This window comes from Paraburkholderia lacunae (assembly GCF_003353175.1).
GTDB classification, from domain to species: Bacteria; Pseudomonadota; Gammaproteobacteria; order Burkholderiales; family Burkholderiaceae; genus Paraburkholderia; species Paraburkholderia lacunae.
Genome location: NZ_QHKS01000030.1, coordinates 58,686 through 82,831, shown reverse-complemented (window position 1 = coordinate 82,831; position 24,146 = coordinate 58,686). Strand labels below are relative to the sequence as shown.

General features: G+C 61.7%; 22 protein-coding genes. 13 read left to right on the top strand and 9 right to left on the bottom strand.

Translation table 11 applies throughout. From position 1 onward, the window contains the following. The first annotated feature begins 263 nt into the window (after positions 1-263). Positions 264-1,448: an FIST signal transduction protein gene (locus DLM46_RS32190; protein WP_115107660.1), complete on the top strand. Its 1,185-nt coding sequence runs from the start codon at positions 264-266 to the stop codon at positions 1,446-1,448. A 93-nt stretch (positions 1,449-1,541) separates the two neighbouring features. Further along, complete coding sequence (locus DLM46_RS32185; protein WP_115107659.1) at positions 1,542-2,579, top strand: ribonuclease Z; 1,038 nt, start codon at positions 1,542-1,544, stop codon at positions 2,577-2,579. A gap of 352 nt (positions 2,580-2,931) precedes the next feature. Here the strand turns inward: DLM46_RS32185 and DLM46_RS32180 are convergent, their stop codons facing one another. The 7 genes from DLM46_RS32180 to DLM46_RS32145 all read right to left on the bottom strand — a co-directional run bounded on the left by DLM46_RS32180 (position 2,932) and on the right by DLM46_RS32145 (position 10,163). Then, positions 2,932-3,228 (bottom strand): hypothetical protein, encoded by a 297-nt coding sequence (locus DLM46_RS32180; protein ID WP_115107658.1) that lies wholly within the window; start codon positions 3,226-3,228, stop codon positions 2,932-2,934. Between the two features lie 13 nt (positions 3,229-3,241). Further along, a complete protein-coding gene (locus tag DLM46_RS32175) occupies positions 3,242-4,954 on the bottom strand; it encodes a methyl-accepting chemotaxis protein (protein WP_279635245.1) in 1,713 nt (570 codons plus the stop codon). Between the two features lie 592 nt (positions 4,955-5,546). Next, positions 5,547-5,924 (bottom strand): hypothetical protein, encoded by a 378-nt coding sequence (locus DLM46_RS32170; RefSeq protein ID WP_133300402.1) that lies wholly within the window; start codon positions 5,922-5,924, stop codon positions 5,547-5,549. A 209-nt stretch (positions 5,925-6,133) separates the two neighbouring features. Continuing rightward, on the bottom strand, positions 6,134-6,964 hold the full coding sequence (locus tag DLM46_RS32165) for an immunoglobulin domain-containing protein (RefSeq protein WP_133300401.1): 831 nt from the start codon (positions 6,962-6,964) through the stop codon (positions 6,134-6,136). An 807-nt stretch (positions 6,965-7,771) separates the two neighbouring features. Continuing rightward, positions 7,772-8,662: a LytR/AlgR family response regulator transcription factor gene (locus DLM46_RS32155; RefSeq protein WP_115107650.1), complete on the bottom strand. Its 891-nt coding sequence runs from the start codon at positions 8,660-8,662 to the stop codon at positions 7,772-7,774. Further along, the gene (locus tag DLM46_RS32150) at positions 8,659-9,789 is read right to left on the bottom strand and encodes a sensor histidine kinase (RefSeq protein ID WP_165848092.1); all 1,131 of its coding nucleotides are present in this window, start codon (positions 9,787-9,789) and stop codon (positions 8,659-8,661) included. Before DLM46_RS32150 ends, DLM46_RS32155 begins: the two co-directional genes overlap by 4 nt. After that, positions 9,786-10,163 carry a DUF2306 domain-containing protein gene (locus DLM46_RS32145; RefSeq protein WP_208866363.1) on the bottom strand — a complete coding sequence of 126 codons (378 nt, stop codon included), beginning with the start codon at positions 10,161-10,163 and terminating at the stop codon, positions 9,786-9,788. Before DLM46_RS32145 ends, DLM46_RS32150 begins: the two co-directional genes overlap by 4 nt. Before the next feature lie 73 nt (positions 10,164-10,236). On the opposite strand from DLM46_RS32145, the gene DLM46_RS39930 reads away from it, so the two are divergent. Beyond that, positions 10,237-10,632: a hypothetical protein gene (locus tag DLM46_RS39930; RefSeq protein ID WP_208866362.1), complete on the top strand. Its 396-nt coding sequence runs from the start codon at positions 10,237-10,239 to the stop codon at positions 10,630-10,632. Between the two features lie 243 nt (positions 10,633-10,875). On the opposite strand, the gene DLM46_RS32135 is transcribed toward DLM46_RS39930, so the two are convergent. Then, positions 10,876-11,781, bottom strand: a complete 906-nt coding sequence (locus tag DLM46_RS32135; RefSeq protein WP_115107643.1) for a LysR family transcriptional regulator — start codon at positions 11,779-11,781, stop codon at positions 10,876-10,878. A 112-nt stretch (positions 11,782-11,893) separates the two neighbouring features. Here DLM46_RS32135 and DLM46_RS32130 point away from each other — a divergent pair, with 112 nt between their 5' ends. The 8 genes from DLM46_RS32130 to groL all read left to right on the top strand — a co-directional run bounded on the left by DLM46_RS32130 (position 11,894) and on the right by groL (position 20,559). Beyond that, positions 11,894-12,964: an alkene reductase gene (locus DLM46_RS32130; protein ID WP_115107640.1), complete on the top strand. Its 1,071-nt coding sequence runs from the start codon at positions 11,894-11,896 to the stop codon at positions 12,962-12,964. A gap of 11 nt (positions 12,965-12,975) precedes the next feature. Further along, on the top strand, positions 12,976-13,803 hold the full coding sequence (locus DLM46_RS32125; RefSeq protein WP_115107637.1) for a pirin family protein: 828 nt from the start codon (positions 12,976-12,978) through the stop codon (positions 13,801-13,803). A 54-nt stretch (positions 13,804-13,857) separates the two neighbouring features. Next, entirely contained in the window at positions 13,858-14,463 is a 606-nt protein-coding gene (locus DLM46_RS32120; protein WP_115107634.1) for an isochorismatase family protein, read from the top strand. A 394-nt stretch (positions 14,464-14,857) separates the two neighbouring features. Next, positions 14,858-15,466 (top strand): TetR/AcrR family transcriptional regulator, encoded by a 609-nt coding sequence (locus tag DLM46_RS32115; RefSeq protein WP_115107632.1) that lies wholly within the window; start codon positions 14,858-14,860, stop codon positions 15,464-15,466. Positions 15,467-15,584: 118 nt separating this feature from the next. Next, positions 15,585-16,394: an oxidoreductase gene (locus DLM46_RS32110; protein WP_115107629.1), complete on the top strand. Its 810-nt coding sequence runs from the start codon at positions 15,585-15,587 to the stop codon at positions 16,392-16,394. A gap of 49 nt (positions 16,395-16,443) precedes the next feature. After that, positions 16,444-17,445: an NADP-dependent oxidoreductase gene (locus DLM46_RS32105; RefSeq protein ID WP_115107663.1), complete on the top strand. Its 1,002-nt coding sequence runs from the start codon at positions 16,444-16,446 to the stop codon at positions 17,443-17,445. A 1,130-nt stretch (positions 17,446-18,575) separates the two neighbouring features. Further along, entirely contained in the window at positions 18,576-18,866 is a 291-nt protein-coding gene (gene groES / locus DLM46_RS32100) for a co-chaperone GroES (protein ID WP_007178996.1), read from the top strand. Between the two features lie 52 nt (positions 18,867-18,918). Beyond that, entirely contained in the window at positions 18,919-20,559 is a 1,641-nt protein-coding gene (gene groL / locus DLM46_RS32095; RefSeq protein WP_115107627.1) for a chaperonin GroEL, read from the top strand. A gap of 360 nt (positions 20,560-20,919) precedes the next feature. Here the strand turns inward: groL and DLM46_RS32090 are convergent, their stop codons facing one another. Further along, positions 20,920-21,780: a hydroxymethylpyrimidine/phosphomethylpyrimidine kinase gene (locus tag DLM46_RS32090; RefSeq protein ID WP_115107624.1), complete on the bottom strand. Its 861-nt coding sequence runs from the start codon at positions 21,778-21,780 to the stop codon at positions 20,920-20,922. 320 nt (positions 21,781-22,100) lie between these two features. Between DLM46_RS32090 and DLM46_RS32085 the strand changes: the two genes are divergently transcribed. Both DLM46_RS32085 and DLM46_RS32080 read left to right on the top strand, forming a co-directional pair. Beyond that, positions 22,101-22,271 carry a rubredoxin gene (locus tag DLM46_RS32085; RefSeq protein WP_006047743.1) on the top strand — a complete coding sequence of 57 codons (171 nt, stop codon included), beginning with the start codon at positions 22,101-22,103 and terminating at the stop codon, positions 22,269-22,271. Positions 22,272-22,525: 254 nt separating this feature from the next. Further along, a complete protein-coding gene (locus DLM46_RS32080; RefSeq protein ID WP_115107622.1) occupies positions 22,526-23,935 on the top strand; it encodes a FimL-related protein in 1,410 nt (469 codons plus the stop codon). Positions 23,936-24,146: the final 211 nt, after the last annotated feature.

The window sequence follows — 24,146 nt, the reverse complement described above, 5'->3', positions numbered from 1 at the left end:
TCGATGAGCGGGGTGTGGAAACGGGGTTAGGGTGAGGTTACTCGGGCACCGCCAGACGAAAGGGGCGGCAACAGACAAACCGAACCTACCGCTACCGCGCCACATCTCGACTCTACCGGCAAGCGCCGGTCGCGGACATCACGGGTTGTACTCATGAACCGCAAGCGCTGGCGGCCGGTCTGAGCGCGGGTTTCTCAACGGCCGGCTGAACATGCCTTGCCAGCGGAGGTCCAACTTATTGTTGTCTTCGATAGGGTTGGGCCATGTCCCGCGCTTCGTTTGTCCACGCTCACGCCGCCCACGCCGATTGGCGGGTGGCCCTGTCCGAGTGCCAGAGGCAAATTCAAACCCAAATTGCGGCCCGTGCGGCGCAGCTTGATGAATCCGCTCCGTTCACGCTTGGCTGGTGTTACGTGAGCGACTATTACGCACCCGCGTCCGAGGCGATCCTCGACGAACTGCACCGGGGTCAGCCAGGCGTCGCCTGGGTCGGTACGGTCGGTGTCGGTGTGGCCGCCAGCGGCATCGAATACATTGACGAACCGGCCCTGGTGCTGATGGTCGCGCCGCTGCCACGGGAATCGTTCCGGCTATTCTCCGGCCTGCAGCCACTGCCTGCGACATCCTCCGGGTTTGTGGCCCACACCGCGCTGGTCCATGCCGAGGGCAGCACGCCGGACGTGCAAGAATTGCTGCAGGAACTGAGCGCCCGCACGACCACGGGTTATCTCTTCGGCGGCCTATCCTCGGCGCGAAACCGTCCGCTGCACATGGCGGATGGCGTGTTCACCGGGGGAATGTCCGGCGTGCTCTTCGGCCCCGAGGTCAGCCTGATCTCACGCGTGACGCAGGGCTGCCAGCCCATCGGGCCGGTGCGCACCATCACCCAGGCCCAACACAATCTGGTGAGCACACTGGACGGCAAGCCCGCACTCGATTGCGTGTTGCAAGATCTTGGACTCGACCGGGATCTGCCAATCGATGCGTTGTCGCAGGCGCTGTCTACCACCCTGGCGGGCTTGAGCACCGGCGCCGAGGACGTGCCGAAATGGCCTGGAAAGTTCGGCGCGGATACACTCGTGCGGCACCTGGTGGGCGTGGATACCCAGCACCGGGTCCTGGCGATTGCGGATCGGGTCGAGCCCGGCATGCATCTGGCCTTTTGCACGCGCAACCCCGAGGCTGCCCGGGTCGATCTGGTGCGCATTGCAACGGAAATCCGCGCGGAACTGGAAAGCGGCACGGCGGGGCACATGTCGGGCGCCCTGTATGTCAGTTGCTCGGGACGGGGCGGGCCGCACTTCGGAGCGCGGCATGCGGAGTTGCAGACGGTGCGAAATGCCTTAGGCGACGTACCGCTGGTGGGATTCTTCGCCGGCGGCGAGATTGCAAGGAATCACCTTTACGGCTACACCGGTGTATTGACGGTCTTTACGAGCCCGGACTGAGGCTCCGGACGGTTCTGATTTTTGCCATCGCAGAAAGAATATCCATACTGCGTTCATCCACAACAGCCATTCGTACGCCGCCCTGACAGATTCATGCACGCCCTTTTCAAACCATGGCTTGTCAATGACGCGTTTGGCGACCCAGGTCTATACGTAGACTTTTGCGAAGAACGGCGTGCCCTCCTTTTCGATCTTGGCGATATCTCCAGGTTGTTGCCCCGCCACCTGATGCGTTTGTCACATGTGTTTGTTACCCATACGCACATGGACCATTATTCCGGCTTCGATCGTCTCCTGCGCGTGATGCTCGGGCGCAAGGCTGGCATCGTGATGTTTGGCGGACCCAACTTTCTTACACAAATCGAACACAAGCTGAGCGCCTATGCCTGGAACGTGGTGCATCGTTACGACGTCGAGCTGGTGATCGACGCGCGCGAAATCGGAGTGGACGGTAGCGGGCAGCGCGCACTCTTTTCAAGCCGGAGACGGTTCGCCCGCGAAGCCAGCCCATCCTTTGAACGATCTGACGACGTGGTGCACAACGAAGCAACCTTTCGCGTGCGCGGCCGGTTTGTCGATCATGACATCCCGTGCGTTGCGTACGTGCTCGAGGAGAAGGCCCGCGTCAAGGTCGCGAAGGACCGGCTCGCGGCACCGGGGGTGTCGACGGGTGCATGGCTGCGCGAACTGAAACATGCGGTGCTGACCGGTGCTCCTGACGAGGCGACCATTCAGGTACAGTGGCGCGACCGTCATGGCGAGCACGCCATGACTCGGCAGGTCGGCGAACTGCGTCACCTGATCGTCGACATCGTTCCTGGACAGCGCATTGGCTACGTAACGGACTTGCGCTATACGGAACCGAACGCAGAGACCCTGTCGGAGTTGATGCACGACGTGGACCTGTTGTTTATCGAGAGCGTTTTTCTTGACGAGGACAAGGCCCATGGCCTGCGCAAGAATCACCTGACGGCCCGCCAGGCCGGTCTGATCGCGCGCCGGATCGGCGCTCGGGCGGTGGTACCGTTCCACTTTTCGCCGCGTTACGATGGGCGCTCGGCAGCACTGATTGCAGAAGTGCAGGCGGCATGGTCCGCTACGTCGGTTCGGGTTGGCGAAAGGCCTGATTAGACCGGGGAAGCTTCACCACCGACCGCTCGCTCATCGTCCATGGACTCCTTTGGCCACCCTGTTTCACGCCACGGTTACGACGTCCTGTTGAGCCTGGAATGATAGTCAGGAATCGGCCAGATGCGGTCCTTCAACGGGCGCTGATCCCATACGATCCGACCCAAAAAAGAGCCGACCGGTTAAGGTCGGCTAAAGGTTCTGGCTATTCCGAAGGTCGTGCCAGAACCTGAGAGAGGGTTAAGCGCAAGATCCCCACCGGCTGGTCGCGGTATCTCACACATCATGGCTTACGCAAACGCCGGTTTTGGCTGGCGAGCGCCGTGACGCGCATCACGCTGTGCCGAGGTTCAGGCTATTGACGCGTTGCAGTTTCCCGACCCAGTGCGGCGAGGATGGTATTGGTGAGCCCAAGCAGCACCGAGTGATACTCGGCGGGCAACGCCACATCGTCCATCTGCGCCATGGCGTCTTCAACGCCCTGGCGAAACGACCGGGCGACCTCGGCGCGCTGCGACGTCGAGAGGTGCGGCAGGGCCGCGTCAAAAAAAGCACCCAGCACCATGGCCCGTGCGCCAAGCATGCTCATGGTCTTCGTGTTGGCGGTCACAAGCCCGGCCATCTTTCCCAGAACCTCGTTTGCATTGTCCATTTTTCAGATTCGCTCAGAATGTCTGCCAGTGCTCAGCACCGGTATCTGTCGCGGCCGCGGCGTCCCTGTCTGCGGTCATGGCTGGCGTCGTCCTTGTCTTTGTCGACGTTGCACGAGGGGGCGTGCGAACTGTCGGTGCGGGCCGACGCGATTCGTTCCGCGGGGCGACCATGCGTGACGCGGATGGCCCCGTATCTTCAATCCTGAAGACGGCCACGGCCTCACGCAACTCCCGGGCCTGCTGGGACATCGACTGCGTAGCGGCCGCGGCTTCTTCGACGAGCGCGGCGTTCTGCTGGGTCACCTGGTCCATCTGGCTGACCGCCTGGTTCACCTGCTCGATGCCGGCGCTCTGTTCTTCCGACGCCGACGAGATTTCGCCCACAATATCGGTCACGCGCTTCACTGACTCGACGATTTCGCTGATTGTGGTGCCAGCTTCCTCGACGAGCTTCGAGCCGGCGTCCACCCGATTCACCGACTCGCTGATCAGGTCCTTGATTTCCTTGGCCGCAGTGGCGCTGCGTTGGGCGAGCGTGCGGACCTCTCCGGCCACGACGGCAAATCCCCGACCCTGTTCGCCGGCGCGGGCCGCCTCGACCGCTGCGTTGAGCGCCAGGATGTTGGTCTGGAACGCGATGCCCTCGATCACGTTGATGATCTCGGACATTTTGGCTGAGCTGCCAGAGATCTCTTGCATCGTGTCGACGACACGCCCGACCACTTCGCCGCCGCGCCGTGCGATGCCCGACGCTGCGCTGGCCAGCGTGGTTGCCTGTCTTGCGTTATTCGCGTTATGACGGACCGTGCTGGTCAGCTCTTCCATGCTGGAGGCGGTTTCCTCCAGAGACGCCGCCTGCTCTTCGGTGCGCTGGGACAGATCGGTGTTGCCCTGGGCGATTTCGCCGGCAGCAACTGAGATCGACTCGCTGGAGGTCTGGATGCCCCGCACGATTCTGGTCAACTGGTCTTTCATGGCACCCAGTGAGAACATCAGGCTGCCGCGATCGCCCGCCTTCAACCGGACCACCGTGAGCAGGTTGCCGTCCGCGATGTCGCTGGCGAGTGCCGCCGCGTCGCATGGCTCCCCCCCAAGCTGCCGTGCCAGACCGCGCGCAATGACCAGCGCCAACGCCAGTGCAATTACCGTTGCGATGACGATCAGTCCGACCACCAGGGCAACAGCATGCGAATACGCACGGTCTGCCGCCTCGCCTTCCCGGGCCGCCCCCGCGACGTTGACGTCGACGATCGTCTTGATGTCTTTTTCCATGGCCCCGCGAATCTCACCCAACTGACCTCGCAACAGGTCTATCGCGTCGGCCTGCTTGCTCTCTTTCACCAGGGCCCGGAGTTGCTGATCGAGGTCCAGGTACTGCGGCATGAGTCTCTGAATGTCTGCGTAGGCGGCTTTCTCCTCCGGCTCGGTGATGAGCTTCTCGTATTCGGCCGCGGGACGCCGGTAGTCTGCGAAGCCCGCCTCGATCCGGGTTTCCGCTTCTTGGGCTTGGGCGGGCGTCAGGGACGAGGCGGCCCGGAATTCGGCGAGGCGAATCGCGCGGAGGCCGGACTGCATCTGCAGGCTGCTGCGTACGGAAGGTAACCAGTTGTCACGTAGCTGCGCCACATGATTGTTTTCAGCGCTCACCTCGAAGAGGCTCAACGCACCCAGACCGATCAGCAGAGCGATCACAGCAGAGAAGCCCAGCATCAGCTGGGTCAACACCCTAAGATTTTTCAGAGATGGCACAGTGAATTCCCTCAGAATTTGATTTTTTGAGATTCTGACAAATTGTATTTTTAATATAATAACGACACGGCCAAACCAAACTTGACCCCAAACTGCTTGTTTGAAAGTCTTTGGACAAAATGGGTGGTGGTATTAATTCAAGTGTCCGGCGGATCGAACGCAAAACTGCTGCCCCGGCCAGCGCCAGGCATCGCGCCCGCTTGACATGAAGTCTGTGAACGCCAACGCGGCAACACGCAACGGCTGACTTCTCGTCTAAATTTGCGAATCTCGGCCGTGAGTGGCTGAAATTCTTCCAGGTTCGAGTGTTCGTTGTAGTTAGCCGAGGGGTGGTGATGGGTCGCGTGCTGCCGATCACAGACTAGCGCGGTTCACATCGCGTATGCCCTTTGCATGAGGCAGCACGCGGCCACTTTCGGTCAATCAGGCGCACGCAGGGATGGACACTCAGCAGTCGCTTCCGCACGCGGAAGCCGCCATTCGACTTTTGCCAGCGACTCACGGCCGGGCTCCGGGACCTTCACCTTCAATCCCCCGGGGCATCTAGATTGGATCGCATGTGCGAGTCTTATGGCTTTCCGGTGAGAAGGCAGATCAGCGTGGCCTGCCCGCTGGCCGCAACAGTTTCATGCCATTGGTCGGTAACTTGTAAACCAGTGGAAGTGTAGAGGCCGCACAAGGCTCCCGTTGATGCAAAGTCAAATCGCGCTGCCGAGCCCGATGCGGACGGTGGCACATTCGCCTGGCATTGAAACATTGAATTGCTGTTGTTGCTCTGCGTGACAATGGCCTTGGTATCGGTCGTGAAGACGAAGCTTCCGTTGCCGTCAGCCAGACCGCAGCCGCCGGCCGGGTTGATGACCACGGCTGGCGCAGCCTGCGCCATGGGCGCAGCCAATGCGAAGAGTGCAGCCGCGGATGCAAGAACTAGAGGTCTAGTAAGCATGGCATTTCCTTGGAAATTAATAGAAATCGGATCATCGTGAATACGTGGTCGCGATCAAGAGTTCCGGGCATCACGAATTACGCCCACGGACCGCAAACACTGCTGGCTTGATTGATGCTCCTAGGCCGCTGCCCTCCGTCCCGACATCATGTCGATTCACCATCGAAACCCGCCACGCTGCACCGATGACGCGGTCGCGACGGCCCAAACTACCCGGATGTGGTGGCTGCAGGCGTCACGCTCAACAGCGCATCGGCGCTCGTTGTCGAGCCCGCGCCGCTACGGACCTCGACGCTGTATCTGGCGCCGTTGTCGGTGGGCGCGACCGGCGGCGTCGTGTAACTGGCGCCAATGGCCGCTGGAATCGCAACCCCGTTGCGGCGCCACTGGTAGGTGGGCGTCTGGCTGCTCTCGACCGCCACGAAGAAGGTCGCGGCCTGTCCGGCGAGCACCGACTGGCGGCGCGGCTGCGACGTGATGCTGGGGGCCGTCACACCCGTCTCCGGCGGCCTGACGCTGAGTTTGGCACCGGCGCTGGTGACTTTGCCCGTCCCGTCGCTGACGACGACCGAAAAGACCGAGTCCGTATCACCGATAGATAGAGCGCCTGTGGTGTACTTCGAACTCGTGGCACCAGCGATCTTGACGTCGTCGATCTGCCATTGATACATCAGCGGCCCGTTGCCCGACGCGGTCACGGAGAAGGTCGCTGTCTGGCCGGAGGTTACGGCAATGCTTTGCGGCTGCGCCGAGATCGAGATGCCGGTTGCGCTGATGGTCTTGGTTGGCTCAGATGCCGGGTTGCCGCTGGTGCCGGCTCGACTGCCTTCGCTTACACTGACAGCCGTCGATTGGAATCGTGCCTGCGTCGCCGACCCCGAATCGTTATCGCCACCGCAGGCGACTAGCAGAACCGACGAGGCGGCCAGTACCGAAGTGAACAACGCTCCCTGCATCACCAATGACAGGCGACCCGCGGGATTGGCTGCAAGACCAGGCTTAGGGGCAGCCGTCGCCTGAGCACTTAAGGTTCGGGACATGTGGGTCGCTCCTGTTGGCCTCAGCCCCCCGGGGCGTCGACCGGAAAGAACTCGACAGTTTCACCTGGAGCCACGGTCAATAGGGGCGTCAGCGTATGGTCCCAGCCTAGGTGGTTCTGATGCTCATGAATTGAATGGCGTGTGCGCGATGCGGAGTATCCGCAATCCTGAACACATTTTTGTCAGAGTCGAAAGCAGGAACAAGAGGGAAACCCGCCGAACTGCATGGGTAGAGACCCGCTACGCGTCTACGTCTGCGCGAGGGGGTAGGAAAGCCGCCCACGTGTGTGGTCCAGTTGGTCTTTCTCACGCACTAAAGCGTGCCAAGATTATCCGTGTCGGTATGTCCAGGGCTCGAACGCATTGTCGTGCCTGATTCGCCCGGGCCGGATTGTCCATTTGCTCAACGGCGCAATCTCTAGTCGTCAGGTAAGGGCGTTGGCAGGCAGGGCTCCAGTTGCGTGTTCCACAACGGCCGTTCCACCGGGTGTCTGGCATTTCGCTAGCACTCCCCGAAGCGTTCGCACCGTCGTGGCATTTGCCGGGCCAGTATGGAAGTCCGGACGACCGCTGTTGCTCCATAAATTGCCCTTGAGGTCGACAGAGGCCAGCGGCGGGAGTGGGTCGTCAAACGCCTCTCGCATTGCCCGGTAACCGTCATTCGTTGCCGCTCGCCCATTCGAGAAGGTCGGCGCACCTGCGGACGCGCGCGCGGAAACAACGCTGCTGTTGCGATAGTCGGCCTTATCGCAATTACGACCTTTCCGACGTAACTGCGGCGAAGCAATTCGCTCCGCAAGTGCCGCTTCACATCTGCCGGAAGATGTGTGCGTATTGTTTGCTCACTGCGATCGCGCCATTGTGGCCGCGCAGCTTCAGCGACATTTTCCCTAGCGTGCTGACGGATGCGCTCTCCACCTGGTCGACGTTCACCACGGTGCTTCGGTGCACCTGCCAGAAGCGCGCCGGGTCCAGTTGCGCACACAACTCCTTGAGGCTCGTGCGGATCAGCAGTTCGCCCGTACGCGTCGTGACGACGACATACTTGTCGGCAGCCTCGAAATACAGCACCTCTTCCACCGGCACTATCCTGATGTCGCTCCCGCTGGATGCGCGCAGATAGCGTAGCGGCGCGCTGCGGCCGCTGTCCTGCGCGCGATTCTCCAACTGGGCGCTGCGCGTGATCTGCTCCAGCTGGTAGAGCAGTCGTTGCAGATGAGCCTGCATCTGGGCACGCGGCATCGCATCCGTTGGCGCGCGCGCAAGCTGAACGCGTAACCTGTCGATCGTGCGCGCGAGCCGCGTGGCATCGACGGGCTTCAGAAGATAGTCGATCGCGGCGGCATCGAACGCGTCCAACGCGTATTGATCGTAGGCGGTCACGAACACGATCTGCGGCGGCGCCGCGAGCTTCGTGCACGCGCGCGCAACGTCGAGACCGGTCAAGCCCGGCATTGAAATGTCGAGGAACGCGACGTCCGGCTGCAAGGCGACGATGCGCTCGATGGCAAGCTGGCCGTTACCGACCGTCGCGAGAATCTGCAACTCCGGCCAGGCCGCCGTCAGCTCCCGCTGAAGCGCGGCTGCGATGAGCGGTTCGTCCTCGGCGATCAGCGCGGTCGGCGCGTGAGACACCTCCGGCGAAAAGGTCTTGCCGCTATCGTTCTGTGCCGCAGGGCCGGGCTGGCGGATCTTCATGGCCTCACACTCTCTTGCGGATGACGGGCATTGTCCACCGGAAGCAGGATTTTCGCGATGGTACCTTGCGGCACGTTCTCGACGAGCGTCAGTGAAGCGCGCTCGCCATAGAGTGCTGCAAGGCGGTCCCGCACGTTCGCCAGTCCGATGCCCGTGCCCTGCGTCGCCGGCGTCGCACCGAAGCCTGGCCCCGTGTCGGCGACGATGAGCTCGACGTGCTGTTCGCCGCGCTTTGCTCTCACCTCGATCCGCCCACCTGTCACCGTAACCTGAACACCATGCTTCAGTGCGTTTTCGACGAGCGGCTGAAGCATCATCGGCGGCACCGCGAAGTTCGCGCAATCGGCAGGGAGATCGAGCGCATAGGCGAGTCTCGGGCCGAGGCGTATTGCGTGCACGGCAAGCATCGAATCCAGCACCGCAAACTGATCCGCGAGCGTCTCGCTTTCGGCCCGCGACGCTTCCAGCGTTGCCCGCAAAAAGCGGTTGAGGCTCCCGAGCAGTTCGCGTGCGCGCGGTGGATCGGACACGATCAGGCTATCCAGGGTCGCCAGCGTGTTGAAGAGAAAGTGTGGTTCGATCTGCGCCTGCAATGCCTGCAAGCGAGCGCGCAACGCGGTTTTTTCGGCGGCTTCCTGCAGCCATGCAGTTCGGGCCACCTGTTCGCTCAGACCGGCGATCCGGGCTCGCGACCAGCCATACCAGGTCACCAGCAGCGTCGCGACCAGCGCGATCCAGCCCGTCGTGGCGAGGTCTTTGGGGGCGAACGTCTTGCCGATGTCGAGGCCCAGCAGGGCGCTCGCGATCACCCGTCCGATCGCGGCGCCAGCGATGATTGCGCCAACCATCACGACGGCAAGCCTTGGCGCGGTGAGTGCGTTCTTCCGCTGAAGACGAAAGCGGCCGACGTGGAGCAGCAGCATGATCGACAGCCCGATCGCCTCGCTGAAGACGAGGTTTTCGCCAAGGCCTTTCCCCATGCCGACCGCGGTCAGGCCCGCCGCAATCAATGCGTTGCCGATGACGACGAGCACGGCTTCGCGCGCATATTCGGCCAGCAGTTGTTGTGCCGGGACGGGTAACCCGGCGGACGCATCGAAGAGTTTGGCGTTACTGCCACGAATCATGCGATCCATCCCGTCACAATGAGATTCAGCAGGCGGTGCGGTGTAGCCACTGCGGCGATACCGGCGATGACGAGACCGATGAACGACCCGCGCATCGCGAGCTGGTGACCACGCACGTTGCCTTGCCGGATCGCCCAGATCGCGCGCCCGACGCTGACGATTGTGAGCAACGACAGTGCGTGCACCCAGGAAAAATGTCCCGGGTTCAGTTCCCGGATGTCGAACGAACTGAGCGCAGTAGCGAACATCGTCACTGCCCAGAGTCGACCGAGCCACTTGTGGCGCGGCGTCCCCTTTTCGGCCAGAAGCACGGCTGTTCCGAGTATGACAGAAAGAGTTGCAGTGGCGATATGGGCGGCGATGATGGCAGGCATGCTGGCTCTCCCGGCAGGACGAGCGGACTCGATGGCTGCAGTTTGTGCGGCGCATGGACTGTTTTCGAGGAGCATGCGACGAACCCTGCGGATTGCGTCGCGAGCGGTGCTTATTGCAGCGCGAGACGAAGATCGGTCGGGATTTCCAATCAATGCCGATATACGAATTCCCGCCGTCGGGTTCGGCACTTACCTGATATCACCAGATGCCGTAGCCGCGGCAGTCAGTGCCGCAGTGGCGAACGGGTACCGTCACGTTGATACGGCGTCAGTCTATGAAGAGCTCATGCGCTGGGGTGTCCAGAATGGGTTTGCCGTGCTACCGAAGAGCATGAACCCAGAGCGGATGCGTCAGAGCCTCGATCTCTTCGGGTTCTCGATCGATGACGAGGACATGGCCTTGATCAAGACGATGGACCGCAGCGGCGGTATAGCCTGGTCGATGGGCGACCCCACGCTCATCGACTGAGCGTCTGAACGTGGTCGATAGCGTTGAGAAATGCATTCCTGCTCGTCGGCGCGTCGATTGTCGACAATTTCGGCAGCAATGTCGAACGTCCCTTCCTGACCGAACGCAGCCCGACGGCGATCGGCAGCAGGCGCCCCATGCGGGGCATTCGCGGCACTCCATAGCGGACGCGCAAGTGGTCTTGCTGCGAACATTGTTGGAGAGCGGCGTCCGGACGAGCACGATTCCAAGAATGGGCGCACTTCAATTTCGAAGCTTGCTGATAGGCACTACTCCCCCCAGGTGCTCTCGCAGAAATTCAATAAAGCGCTGTGTCTTCGCTGGTAACAACCGTGTTTCGGTGATGGCATAGACGGGAATCGACGGGGCTTGCCACGCCGGCATCACCCGACGCAACATGCCAGCTGCAACGTCATCGGCTGCGATTTCCTCCGCCAGTACAGCGATCCCAAAATCGAGTGTCGCCAGTCGCCGGATCATGCCGACGCTGTTCAGCAGGAACCGGCCGCCGACAGCGATCTCGACCGTTTCCTTTTCCCTGTGAAGGGTCCACCCGTTGACCTCCGCCGGGCTCAGACGCACGCACTCGTGCTCCATGAGATGGGCCGGCTCACGGGGCTCGCCAAAGCGTTCGATATAACGAGGCGATGCATAGAGATGCCGCGGCAAACGGGCAAGCTCTCGCGCAATCAAATTCGAACTCGGCGGCTCGCCCATGCGGATCGCGATATCGAACGGCTCGGCGACCAGATCGACGCGGCGCGGCGTCAGATCGAAATCGAAGGTGATGCCGGGATAGCGGCGTGCAAATTCGGCGAGCAGTGGCGCGAGGAAGATATTCGCAAAATCCACCGGCAAAGAGGCATGTAAAACGCCAACTGGCTGGGCCAGCATCTCGCCGAGTTGCTCGTGCACAAGCCGCGCCTCGTCCACGATGCGTCTCGAGCGTTCGAAATAGAGCTGGCCTGCTTCAGTCAGCTCGATCTTGCGCGTGGTCCGATGCAGGAGGCGCAATCCGATTGCCTTCTCGAGCGCATTGATCCGGCGTGAGAGCGTCGAGTTTGGCACTCCGATTGCCTCGGCCGCGCGTCGAAAGCTCTTTGCCTTGACCACCTCGACGAACAACGCCATGTCGTTCAGAAACTCCACCTAACTGCTCCATAAATGGCTCAATGATTTCCATTTTGCCACCTTTATCCCACACACGGTTTGCCGGATGATGCCCCTATCTGATGAGCACATCACCGCATAGGAGCACAACATGAGTCAGCTTTTCACCCCCGTCCGCATTGGCAGCCTGTCCGTCCCAAACCGAATGGTCATGGCCCCTATGACCCGCTCGCGCGCAGATGACGCGGGCGTTCCTGACGACGTCGTCGTCACCTACTACGCCCAGCGCAGCAGCGCAGGTCTGATCATCACTGAAGGCGTGTTTCCGTCTGCGACTGGTAAGGGATACGTGCGTACGCCCGGCATTCATAGTGCTTCCCAGCTGGCCGCATGGAAGCGGGTGACTGAAGCCGTGCATGCCCGCGGAGGACGTATCTTCATGCAACTGATGCACAGCGGGCGCATCTCGCACCCGTCGCTGCAACCGGATGGCGCGCTGCCGGTGGCACCGTCGGCCATCAAGCCGGCGGGACAGACCTGGACCGGCAACGGTATGGAAGAATTCGTTACGCCGCGAGCGCTGCGCCTGAATGAGATCGCCGGTGTCGTTGACGAGTACCGCAGGGCGACGCGTCACGCCCTCGATGCGGGTTTCGATGGCGTTGAGTTGCATGCCGCTTCGGGCTATCTGCCTGAACAGTTCCTCTCGTCCGGCAGCAATCAGCGCGAGGATGAATATGGCGGCTCCGTTGCGAACCGCGCCCGCTTCGTTCTTGAAGTGCTGGACGCGATGGTGGCAGAGGCTGGTGGCGATCGGGTCGGCATCAAGATCTCGCCGGAAATGAACTTCAACGACATCTCCGACGCCGCGCCGCAGGAAACCTACACGTACCTCGTCGAACACCTCCGCGGCCGCAATCTTGCCTATCTGCACGTCGCCCTATTCGGAACCGGTGTCGATTACCACGCACTGTTGCGACCGCGTTTCGATGGCGCGTATCTGGTCGGCGGTGGACTTGACCAAGCCGCGGCTGAAAACATGCTGGCCGAGGGGCGCGCTGACGCTACGGTCTTCGGCGGCGCATTCCTCGCCAATCCGGACCTTCCGGAGCGGTTCCGTCTGGGTGCACCCCTCAACGCCCCGGACAAGAACACCTTCTACACACCTGGCGCACAGGGCTATATCGATTACCCCGCGCTGAGTGCAGCCGGTAACGTCTAAGGACATGAGCCATGTCAACAGCTATCGCCCGCATGCAGCGCGCCAACCGGGGAAGCCATTTTCACGCGTACCGCCTGAATGGTTCCGATCCCTTGCAACTCGATCCCTTCATGGGCATCGACCATGCCTGGATGAGTGCGCCGACCTTCCCACCGCATCCGCACGCTGGCTTCTCTGCTGTGACCTACCTGTTCCTCGACTCGGAGACGGGCATTGCCAACCGGGATTCGCTGGGCAACAGCACGCTGATCGAGCCGGGTGGCCTGCATTGGACCGCTGCAGGGCGCGGCGTGGTCCATGAAGAAAATCCCGCGGTGCCGGGAAGTACCACCCACCTTCTGCAAATATTCGTCAACCTGCCTCGCGAACAGCAGACCGCGGCGCCGTTCGCACTGAGCCTTGCCCCGCAGGACGTGCCAGTGGTGCAGCGCCCCGGGGTCCGCGTCCGCGTCCCTCTGGGCAGTTTTGACGGCGTGCACTCCCCGCTGACACCGCCGACCGAGGTCACCTTGCTGGACATCACGCTGGAGGCCGGCGCCGAACTGACGCTGCCAGTGGCCACGGGCGAGCGCGCCTTCTTCATGCCTATCAACGGCCGCGCGGAGCTCAATGGCGAAGGCTTTGGCCTCGACGACCTCGGTGCCCCGATCCTGCCGACTGCGACCGACGCGACGAAGCACACGCTCACGGCCGCTTCTGGTGGAGCCAAGGTTGCCGTGTTCATCGGCGCGCCACTGCGCCAACCCGTGCTTTCAAACGGCCCTATGGCTTTTGCGAGCGAGGAGAGCCTGATGGCGGCAACCGCCGCTTATCAGCGTGGCGAGATGGGAAGGCTGTAAGCGGCCGCCACGCACTCCGGGGCGTACGCCCCATCACTACTCAGGAGCTACATCATGAAGGTTGAACGATTCACTGCCGACAACACCGCCTTGCTGCTGATCGACCATCAGGTCGGCACGATGCAACTGATCAAGAATATCGACCGGGAGTTCGCAGCAAAGCAGTCGATTGCGCTGGCCAAGATGGCGAAAATCCTCAATCTGCCGGTAGTGATCACGTCCAGTCAGGAAGAGCGCGCTCAAGGCCCGATTCTTCCGGAAATCGCCGCGATCCTGCCCGAAGCGCACGCTGCGCGGGTCAAGCGCCCTGGCGTCGTCAACGCCTGGGCCTATCCCGACTTCCGCAATGCGGTGCTCGCCACGGGGCGCAAGAACCTGATCATGGCAGGCGTAACCACCGATGTTTGCCTCATCTTCCCGGCAATCGACGCTGCGCTCGAAGGCTTTGCCGTGCAGGCAGTGATGGATGCTTCGGGGTCGCCCAGCCATCTTTCCGAAGAGTTTTCGCGTCAACGAATGCACGATGCGGGCGTGGTGCTCACGGCCACCAATACGCTCATGGCGGAAATCGCGCAGGACTGGTCCACCCCGGCCGGACAACAGCTGATCACTTTGCTGTTCACCGATGTGTTTCCGGCACTCGGTGCCGGCATCGCATAACTCCGGAACCACATACTGTTGACCGGAGTGCATGGCGCTTCGGTTAACTGACCAACTCATGTTGGAGGCTTCGTGACATTCCGCGTCCGAGGACGCCTTTCGACACGTTTGATCTTTAAGTCACGGTGTCAACGATTCGCGGGTTACCCTCGAACGTCTCAAGCTGGCCCGAGGTAAAGCGGCCACGCCAGGGTAAGCCCAACGAGGAACCGTCAGTGCCTGTCCTTGCGGATGTTAGCCAGGAAGCGCGCGATGGCCATACCCGCCAAGACCACGGACATGAAACACCGAGCTCGGGCTCAGTATCTTGACGCGACTTGCGCGTGACGCTGCCTAGTGGAGGCCTGATCTGCATCGAGATTGCACCGTTCTGCACATAGCGCCGAAGTGGTATATGATGGCCATCATGCTAAAGTCATCGATCAATCGGAAACCCGCCAGCCGCAAGGAAATCACACACGAGCGCATCGTCGAGGTTGCCGCGCGCGCGATTCGGCGCAGCGGCTATGACGGGACGGGCGTGGCCGACATCATGAAGGAGGCCGGCCTGACTCATGGTGGCTTCTATGCGCACTTTCCATCGCGCGAGGCGCTGCTTGCCGAAGCTGCCGATCGCGCAGGCTCTGAGGCGGTCGCCCTATCGGAGCAAATCGCAGCGTCTGTGCCGCCGGAGCAGGCATTGCCGTCGATGGTGCGCGCCTATCTGTCGAAGGAGCATCGTGAAGCCATAGAGACTGGCTGCCCGGTCTCCGCCCTTGGCTCGGAGATGCCGCGCCAGGCGCCGGTCGTGCGGCGCGCGGCCACCCGCCGCATCAAGGAGATGATCGATGTCGTTGCGCGTCAATTGCCCGATTGGGGGCAAACCGGCTCGCATGAACAGGCACTTATGATCGTTGCCACCATGGTCGGCACTATGGTGCTGGCACGCGCCGTCGACGACCCCAAGCTGTCGGACAGTTTTCTTGAAGCCGCATTGAAAAAATTCGCACCCACTGAGGAGTAACTGCGCGTATCCGGCGTGCGTTTTTGCTGGACAAAAAATATGATGATCATCATATCTTAGGCAAGATGAATGCTCGACCAAAGACCTGAAGACCATTTCTCACTCCCCGAAGGACATCATGAAAACCGGAATAGCGCTTGTTACAGGTGCCTCTTCAGGCATCGGCGAAGCCACGGCAACCCGCCTTGCGGAAGCCGGATACAAGGTCTACGGCACTAGCCGGCGCGGTGCGTTAGCGGGCCAGCGGAGGTTCGAGATGTTGCCGCTGGACGTGACTAGCGACGAATCAGTCGAAACAGCCGTCAAGGAGGTGCTGCGCCTACACGGCCGCATCGATCTCCTGGTAAACAACGCCGGCGTCGGGGTCGCCCCCGCCGCCGCAGAAGAGAGTTCGCTTGACCAGGCCCGTGCGATCTTCGATACGAACTTCTTCGGGATCGTCCGCATGACGCGTGCCGTGCTGCCCCATATGCGACAACAAGGTCGCGGCCGCATCATCAACATCGGCTCCGTGCTGGGTTTCTTACCGATGCCCTATATGGCGCTGTATTCCGCCACCAAGCATGCGGTGGCAGGCTATTCGGAGTCGCTCGATCATGAGTTACGTACGATGGGCATCCGGGTATCGGTCATTGAGCCTGCCTACATCAAGACGCCTTTCGACGCGAACTTCATGGCGCCGGACGCTCCCCTCGACGCGTACCGCGAAGTACGCTCGGCTGTGGATAAACGAGTGAAGGAGGTGGTCGAGGGTGCTGACGGTCCCGAGATTGTGGCCGAGACCGTGCTGCAGGCCGCTCTCGCGGCTCGCCCGAAACTCCGCTATACAGCCGGCGGACTCGCCAGCCGTCTGCGATTGCTACGCAGATTTGCGCCCTCGGGCGTGGTAGACGCCGGCATTCGCAAAGATCTGCGGCTCACAACGTAGACAGAATTACTTAACGCAACGTGAAACTGGCAAGGAACAACGAACCATGATGAAGGCATTCGTCGTCGATCGATATGGACGCAAGAATGACGTACGGGCCGGCGACATGCCGGTTCCGGCGCTGCGTGAGGACGACGTATTGATCCAGATTCACGCCGCTGGCGTGAACCCGCTCGATTCAAAGATCAGGGATGGAGAGTTCAAGCTCATTTTGCCCTATCGTTTGCCGCTGATTTTGGGCAATGATCTGGCCGGAGTTGTTGTCCGCGTCGGATCGCGCGTGCGGCGGTTCAAGCCGGGCGATGAGGTCTATGCGCGACCGCACAAAGATCGGATCGGCACCTTCGCGGAATTCATCGCGGTCAAGGAAGACGGTGTAGCCCTCAAGCCCAAAACACTCACTATGGAAGAAGCGGCATCAATCCCGCTGGTGGGCTTGACCGCCTGGCAAGCGCTGGTCGAAAAAGCGCAAGTGAAGAAAGGGCAAAAGGTACTGATACATGCCGGCTCCGGTGGCGTTGGCACCTTTGCCATTCAACTGGCCAAGCATATGGGCGCGACCGTCGCGACGACAGCGAGCGCCGCGAATGCCGGATTGATGAAGCAACTTGGCGCGGATATCGTCATCGATTACAAGAAAGACGACTTTGCCGCCGTGCTGAAAGACTGCGACCTGGTGCTGGATACGCAGGGCGGAAAGACGCTCGAAAGATCACTGCGAGTGCTCAAGGCGGGTGGGAAGCTCATCGGGATCGCCGGTCCACCCGATCCTGAATTTGCTAAACAGATGGGGGCATCCTGGTTCCTGAAAACGGCGGTGCGCTTTCTAAGCCATCGCATCCGAAAGGCGGCGAGACGTCATGACGTCAGCTATTCATTCCTTTTTATGCGTGCCGATGGAGACCAGCTAAGCCAGATCGCCAAGCTCATCGAGGCAGGTGCAATAAGGCCTGTGATCGATCGGGTTTTCCCATTCGAGTCAACCCGAGAGGCTTTGGTTTACGTCGAAACGGGACGTGCAAAAGGTAAGGTCGTCATCAAGATCCGATAGAAGGAGGGATCTCGGTTTGTCTCCTCGCAGACGCAACGGCGCTCGGTCGACGTGAATTTCTTGCAACGTGGAACGTCACCGTCCGTTGTCGGTGTGGAGCCGACCTTCAAACGTCCGCAGAATAATCAACAGGAATGCACGCTGTTGGCCGCACTGCGTCCCACGACTGAGCGCGGGCATTCCATCCACGATGTTAAAAGCGAAGTCCGAGGAGTGATTTCCGTTGCTGCGACGGCAAGCAAGCGCGGGTCGGTTGTGGGCGGAAAAGTGGCGTTACCTCGACTTCGAGATTGCTCTCCTCTTATTCGCGGTACTCCTGAGGCGGTCTTTGCAGTGGGAATTGGCAAAACAGACATGTGGCGCGCCGCGATACCGCCCGTCCGAGGTTCCAAGAAGCATCGCTGAAGTCCCAAAGGGTCATCTCTCAGTTCCCGACTTCGTTCTCGACAGCGGTTTGTGCCGGTTGCCCGTTGAGAATGCTTTAGGGATCGTCGTTAAATCGCTTTCACAAGCTTCCCCGATCCTGCGACCGATAGCCTAGGCGCCGGCCGTCTGTGAACAGCTTTGCCAGCGATGTAGAGCCCGCGAAAGGTGTCAATTCGCCAAGGTCTAGTGCGACTTTCTCCGGCAGGGCGCCAAGTTGAACGCGTTCTGACCAGTTGGCTTGCGCGCCGTTGCCTTCGCTAGCATAGAGTTCTCGTCTCTTCCACCAGCCACGCGGCCATCGTGTCCAAGTTGGTGCGAAATATTCTCGGTTGCCAGTGGATTAAGGGATTTCCCTGGATGGACGATTGCAAAGAAAATTCGGGGAATTTGGTCGTCGATCAGCCTGTTCGCGAGTGATTGATGTCCAGTTTGATGGTGACAAGAGCGTGCGGGTAGAACGCTGTTTTGAAAGGGAATTATTCCAGCTCGCTAGGGTTTTGCTGCGGTGCAAGGTTCAGACTTAAACGAACAAAGTTCAAAGTTAAGCGAATCTCGACAACCGGCCCCATATCCCTTCTTGAATTTGTCACCACCCGTCCATATAATTAGCACTCGCTGCACGAGAGTGCTAACAACATCGCCGGTTGGCTCTGCCAACCGGGTTTTCTCAGCGTTCTTCAGTCTCAATCAAGAGAGGAGTATGTATGAACCTTCGTCCTTTGCATGATCGCGTGATCGTCAAGCGTCTTGACCAGGAAACCAAGACTGCGTCGGGCATCGTGATCCCCGAAGCCGCAGCGGAAAAGCCGGATCAAGGCGAAATCCTGGCAGTCGGCCCGGGCAAGCGTGACGACAAGGGCGCGCAAATCGCGCTCGACGTGAAGGTGGGTGACCGCGTCCTGTTCGGCAAGTACGCAGGCCAGACCGTCAAGGTCGACGGCAACGAACTGCTGGTCATGCGCGAAGAAGACATCATGGCTGTGGTGCAGAAGTAAGCGCAAGTCGCTACTTCCCAGGTTATATCCCAAGAATTCAAGGAGTTAGAAGATGGCAGCTAAAGACGTCGTATTCGGTGATTCCGCCCGTGCCAAGATGGTTGAAGGCGTGAACATCCTCGCGAACGCTGTGAAGGTCACGCTGGGTCCGAAGGGCCGCAACGTTGTCCTGGAACGCAGCTTCGGCGGCCCGACGGTCACCAAGGATGGTGTTTCGGTCGCGAAAGAGATCGAACTGAAAGACAAGCTCCAGAACATGGGCGCGCAAATGGTCAAGGAAGTCGCTTCCAAGACCAGCGACAACGCAGGCGACGGCACCACGACCGCAACGGTTCTGGCTCAGTCGATCGTCCGCGAAGGCATGAAGTACGTCGCATCGGGCATGAACCCGATGGACCTGAAGCGCGGTATCGACAAGGCTGTGTTCGCAGCGATCGAAGAACTGCGCAAGATCAGCAAGCCGTGCACGACCAACAAGGAAATCGCTCAAGTCGGCGCGATCTCGGCGAACAGCGATTCGTCGATCGGCGACCGTATCGCTGAAGCGATGGACAAGGTCGGCAAGGAAGGCGTCATCACGGTTGAAGACGGCAAGTCGCTGCAAGACGAGCTGGACGTTGTCGAAGGTATGCAATTCGACCGCGGCTACCTGTCGCCGTACTTCATCAACAACCCGGACAAGCAAGTTGCCGTGCTCGACAACCCGTTCGTGCTGCTGCACGACAAGAAGGTGTCGAACATCCGCGATCTGCTGCCGGTGCTGGAACAAGTCGCCAAGGCTGGCCGTCCGCTGCTGATCATCGCAGAAGACGTCGAAGGCGAAGCGCTGGCTACGCTGGTCGTGAACAACATCCGCGGCATCCTGAAGACGGTTGCTGTGAAGGCTCCGGGCTTCGGCGATCGCCGTAAGGCCATGCTGGAAGACATCGCGATCCTGACCGGCGGTCAAGTCATCGCTGAAGAAACCGGCCTGACGCTCGAAAAGGCAACGCTGGCTGAACTGGGTCAAGCGAAGCGCATCGAAGTGGCCAAGGAAAACACCACGATCATCGACGGCGCTGGCGAAGCTGCAAACATCGAAGCACGTGTGAAGCAAGTTCGCACGCAAATCGAAGAAGCTACGTCGGACTACGACCGTGAAAAGCTGCAAGAGCGCGTTGCCAAGCTGGCAGGCGGCGTTGCAGTGATCAAGGTCGGTGCTGCGACCGAAGTCGAAATGAAGGAAAAGAAGGCGCGTGTCGAAGACGCACTGCACGCAACGCGCGCAGCTGTGGAAGAAGGCATCGTTGCTGGCGGCGGCGTCGCGCTGATCCGTGCACGTACGGCGATCGCCGGCCTGAAGGGCGCTAACGCCGATCAGGACGCAGGTATCAAGATCGTGCTGCGCGCAATGGAAGAGCCGCTGCGCCAGATCGTCACGAACGGCGGCGAAGAAGCCAGCGTCGTGGTGGCAGCTGTTGCTGCTGGCCAAGGCAACTTCGGCTACAACGCAGCAACCGGCGAGTACGTCGACCTGGTTGACGCAGGTGTCGTGGACCCGACGAAGGTGACGCGCACGGCGCTGCAAAACGCAGCATCGGTGGCAGGTCTCCTGCTGACGACCGACGCAGCTGTGTGCGAACTGCCGAAGGAAGATGCTCCGATGGGCGGCGGTATGCCCGGCGGCATGGGCGGCATGGGCATGGACATGTAATTTCAGTTGGGCCTCGTTCGAGGCTCGGTTGGAACCACATGGGGGAGCGCGTCGCGAGGCGTGCTTCCCAAAAGAAAAAACCCGCAGAAATGCGGGTTTTTTTATGCCCTCGTTGTTCGTCAGGGCGCCCAGGCGGCGCTGCCGGGCGTGGCTAACTCAGCGTCGTGGCGTGGTTGCGGTCGAAGCGAGGCACGCGCAGGAAAGGTGGACCGCGCAGGCGGGTCCGGGCGCCACGGCTAGGGCGGATGTCACGACCGCCCCGTGTGTACACGAGGCGGTCCATGCGCGACGAGTCTCGTCGCTAAAGTCTGAAGTGAAGTGCGAGCCGTGAAGCGGCCGCACTTTGCCCGGTCAGGCCAATCAATGCCGCGCTTCGCCCGACGTTGCGTCCTTGCCGGCCGTCGGCGGCGTTTCGTCGTCGCTGCTGCGCGCCCAGAAGAACCGATCCGGCAGATACGCGCCCATGCCCGGACGGAACGCGCTGCGCACCGCCTGATACAGATACTCCTGCGCTTCGCGAACCGCTTCCGCCGGGTCCTGGCCGTTGGCCAGCAACGCGGCAATCGCCGCGCCCAGCGTATCGGTCAAACCCATGATGCGATGACTGCCGCGGTCCCACATGTCCTGACGCAATTGGCCGTCTTCGCTGTACAGCGTATTGACGTGCCGGTGCGTGCCGGTCTCCGTCGACAGAATGTATTCGCAGCCTTGCGACAGCAGATGTGAAATCGCTGCGTCGAGGCTCGGTGCCTCGGCGTCGCCATCCGGTTGAGCGAGGGCGAGCAGGGTGGCATGGTCGGCGACCAGCAGCGTGGTTTGCGGCGCGAGCAGATCGGCGATCGCTTCGCGCAGTTCGTCGGCGGCGAGCACATGTTCGTCGTCGAGCGTGAAGTCGGGCGCGAGAATCAGTGGGACGTCGTCGTAATCGGCGACCACCTCGGCGATCGCGCTCACCACTTCCGCGCGCGTGCACGCGCCGACCTTGAACGCGGCGATCGGCATGTCTTCGAGCAGCATCCGCGCCTGGGTCGCGACGACTTCCGGATCGAGCCCGGTGACTTCGTCGCAACTGGCCGAGTCGCGCACCGTATAGCCCGTGAGCACACTGACGCCGTGACACCCCATGCTGGCGAGTGTCATCAGGTCGGCTTGCAGGCCGGAGCCGCCGGTGGGATCGGAAAGGCCGAAGGTGAGGACGATCGGAGGCGTGTCGCTGGGCATGAAAATTGACTAAAAGGAGCGTGTATTTAGGCGCAACCGGTTTTAGGCGCAACCGGTGCGCAATCGGCTCAATTATGCGGCCTAAACCGTCGCGGAGGCGTTTTTTCGCATCCTCGGCCCAGTGGGCTCATGCAGGCAGCACGCGAGGCCGCGCCCAAAGAGCGGCAAGGCGCCGCAACCGCCGCGCAAGCCGACCCAGCCGGCATGGCCAAAGCCGCCGCACGCTGCGATTGGGCGCGTTTCTGATTGCTAGGCATTGGGGCGGCAACACGGTACCATCATGGCTCCCGTTTCAACGGACTTTACGACGCGACACAAGAATGGAATATCAAAGCTGGATGTGCCTGATTTGCGGCTGGATTTACGACGAAGAAGCCGGTTTGCCGGACGAAGGCATTGCGCCGGGCACGCGCTGGGAGGACGTGCCGATCAACTGGACGTGCCCGGAATGCGGGGCGCGCAAAGAAGACTTCGAGATGGTCCAGATCTGAGATCGGGAGGGCCGTCGGCAGTGGCCGGCGGAAGCTGTGCCGCACATGCGGCAGCGTCGGCCGGATCGAATGCATTCAACGCGCGCAAGCCGTGTGTGCCCAAGCCGTTTCGCCCCACATGCCGACGCGAAACGTCCTCGATTGCGCTGTGTCGCAGCGGTAGTCTGTCATTGTTCTGTTGCCGGTTCGCGCGTTAGCCGATCAGTCGGCGCGCGGCGTTGTGCAACGGCCCGTCAGCTTCGTGTCGCCTGCCCATGACTCTTCGATCCGCTGCACCCGATTCCTTCGATGCATTGCCGAATCCTCGCGGCGGCGCCGTCCGTCCCGCCGAACTCGCGCTGGCGGAAGCGCTGCTAGCGTTCGAACAGCACGGCGAGAGCACTGCGGCGTTGCTGCGCGCGTCGCACGCGTTGCGTGAAGCCGGCTGGCTCGCCGCGCAGCGTTTTGCCGACGCCCTGGTGCTGGTCTCGCCGCTGGCATCGGGCAATCCGGCGGACGCTGACAGCGCGCGGCCTGCATTCGGCGCGGCGCTGAATGATTTCCGCGCGGCCCTCGAGCGTCACAATCTGCGCGAACTGTCCTGTTCGCCAACGCTGTTTGCCCACTATCGCGCGCTCAGCACGCATCTGTCGCAGCATGCACCCGGTTCCACGGTTGCGTTCGAAGACCTCGCGCTGGCTGCGCGCCCGGTGCCGCCGGTGTCGCTGCATGCCCAATCCGCCGATCAACTTGCGCACTTGCGGGCGCGCTATGAGCGCGCGCTGCTGCCGGTGTTGCGCTCGCAGCCGGACAGCAGCGGCGCGGCTCTCGCCGCCACGAACGCCGCGCTCGACGAACTGGAAGCCTGCCTCACCGAGCTCGCCGGCCCGGATTCCTACGATTTCTGGCGGCTCGCGAAAGCCTGCGCCAGGGCGTTGCGCGTCGGCGGCCGCGCCACCGGCGACACCGACGCGCGGCGTTTCTACGCCCGCTGCAACCTGGCGCTGGCCGATCACGCGCGCGGCATCCAGCGCGCGCCGCGCTCGCTGGTGCGCGCCACGCTCGCGCTGTTGTGGCGCGACTACGCATTATTCGGCGCCGCGGCCGAAGACGCCGACCAGGTCGAAGTGCTGCACGACTACGGCTTGACGGTCGATTGGCACGTCGCCGGCACCCAGGCATCGGAAATGCTTTGGGAAGCGGGCGCCGCGCAGGCCCAGGCGTTCACCTCCGCACACGCTATGCCGACGCGCGAACTGGGCGTGCTGACCGTCAACGCGCACGCCTACGAAGATTTTCTGCAAACCGCGGATGCCTCGATCTCCGCTTTGACCGAGCACGCGCGCGCTGCCGATCAGCCCGAGAAAGCCGATCCGAGCGAAGCGCTGCAAGCCGGCGACGCCGCCTACCGGCTCGGCGCCGCCGCCTGCGCGCTGGGCCTCGGCCACGTGGCGCTGCTGGCCGATGCGCTGGGGCTCGCGTGGCGCCGTCGCGCGCACGCAGGTGTGTCGACGCCCGCGGTGCGTTCGCATGTGATCGTCGACGCGCCGGCGGCGCGCGCGCTCGAACAGACCGCCGAAGCCTTGCGCGCAATGCTGCACAAGGTGGCCGCGGGCGTGGCGCCGCCAGGCAGCGCCGCCGCGCTGGCCGCGTTGACGCGCTCGATCGAGCAGGGCGGCGCCTGAACCGTACCGGCATAGCGCGTGCCGGCACGCACCAGCCGGCGCATCAGGTCGCACGCAGGAACCGGGAGCAGCTCGAAGAACGGGTGACACGCCGCCTGCGTGTCGCAAAACACCTCGATCACACACCGTGGTGACGGTCTGAGTGCGTGATAGAGTGGAACTTGAAGCGCCGTCGATGGCTCCCGGCACATTTCATGACACATCTCGCGGT

Excerpts from the sequence above, each read along its gene's own strand:
- DLM46_RS32130 (WP_115107640.1), top strand. The coding sequence starts at position 11,894 with ATGAGTCAGCTTTTCACCCCCGTCCGCATTGGCAGCCTGTCCGTCCCA.
- DLM46_RS32145 (WP_208866363.1), bottom strand. The coding sequence starts at position 10,163 with ATGCCTGCCATCATCGCCGCCCATATCGCCACTGCAACTCTTTCTGTC.
- groL (WP_115107627.1), top strand. The coding sequence starts at position 18,919 with ATGGCAGCTAAAGACGTCGTATTCGGTGATTCCGCCCGTGCCAAGATG.
- DLM46_RS32180 (WP_115107658.1), bottom strand. The coding sequence starts at position 3,228 with ATGGACAATGCAAACGAGGTTCTGGGAAAGATGGCCGGGCTTGTGACC.
- DLM46_RS32085 (WP_006047743.1), top strand. The coding sequence starts at position 22,101 with ATGGAATATCAAAGCTGGATGTGCCTGATTTGCGGCTGGATTTACGAC.
- DLM46_RS32170 (WP_133300402.1), bottom strand. The coding sequence starts at position 5,924 with ATGCTTACTAGACCTCTAGTTCTTGCATCCGCGGCTGCACTCTTCGCA.
- DLM46_RS32080 (WP_115107622.1), top strand. The coding sequence starts at position 22,526 with ATGACTCTTCGATCCGCTGCACCCGATTCCTTCGATGCATTGCCGAAT.
- DLM46_RS32190 (WP_115107660.1), top strand. The coding sequence starts at position 264 with ATGTCCCGCGCTTCGTTTGTCCACGCTCACGCCGCCCACGCCGATTGG.
- DLM46_RS32105 (WP_115107663.1), top strand. The coding sequence starts at position 16,444 with ATGAAGGCATTCGTCGTCGATCGATATGGACGCAAGAATGACGTACGG.
- DLM46_RS32120 (WP_115107634.1), top strand. The coding sequence starts at position 13,858 with ATGAAGGTTGAACGATTCACTGCCGACAACACCGCCTTGCTGCTGATC.
- DLM46_RS32125 (WP_115107637.1), top strand. The coding sequence starts at position 12,976 with ATGTCAACAGCTATCGCCCGCATGCAGCGCGCCAACCGGGGAAGCCAT.
- DLM46_RS32115 (WP_115107632.1), top strand. The coding sequence starts at position 14,858 with ATGATGGCCATCATGCTAAAGTCATCGATCAATCGGAAACCCGCCAGC.
- DLM46_RS39930 (WP_208866362.1), top strand. The coding sequence starts at position 10,237 with ATGCGACGAACCCTGCGGATTGCGTCGCGAGCGGTGCTTATTGCAGCG.
- groES (WP_007178996.1), top strand. The coding sequence starts at position 18,576 with ATGAACCTTCGTCCTTTGCATGATCGCGTGATCGTCAAGCGTCTTGAC.
- DLM46_RS32110 (WP_115107629.1), top strand. The coding sequence starts at position 15,585 with ATGAAAACCGGAATAGCGCTTGTTACAGGTGCCTCTTCAGGCATCGGC.
- DLM46_RS32150 (WP_165848092.1), bottom strand. The coding sequence starts at position 9,789 with ATGATTCGTGGCAGTAACGCCAAACTCTTCGATGCGTCCGCCGGGTTA.
- DLM46_RS32090 (WP_115107624.1), bottom strand. The coding sequence starts at position 21,780 with ATGCCCAGCGACACGCCTCCGATCGTCCTCACCTTCGGCCTTTCCGAT.
- DLM46_RS32155 (WP_115107650.1), bottom strand. The coding sequence starts at position 8,662 with ATGAAGATCCGCCAGCCCGGCCCTGCGGCACAGAACGATAGCGGCAAG.
- DLM46_RS32165 (WP_133300401.1), bottom strand. The coding sequence starts at position 6,964 with ATGTCCCGAACCTTAAGTGCTCAGGCGACGGCTGCCCCTAAGCCTGGT.
- DLM46_RS32185 (WP_115107659.1), top strand. The coding sequence starts at position 1,542 with ATGCACGCCCTTTTCAAACCATGGCTTGTCAATGACGCGTTTGGCGAC.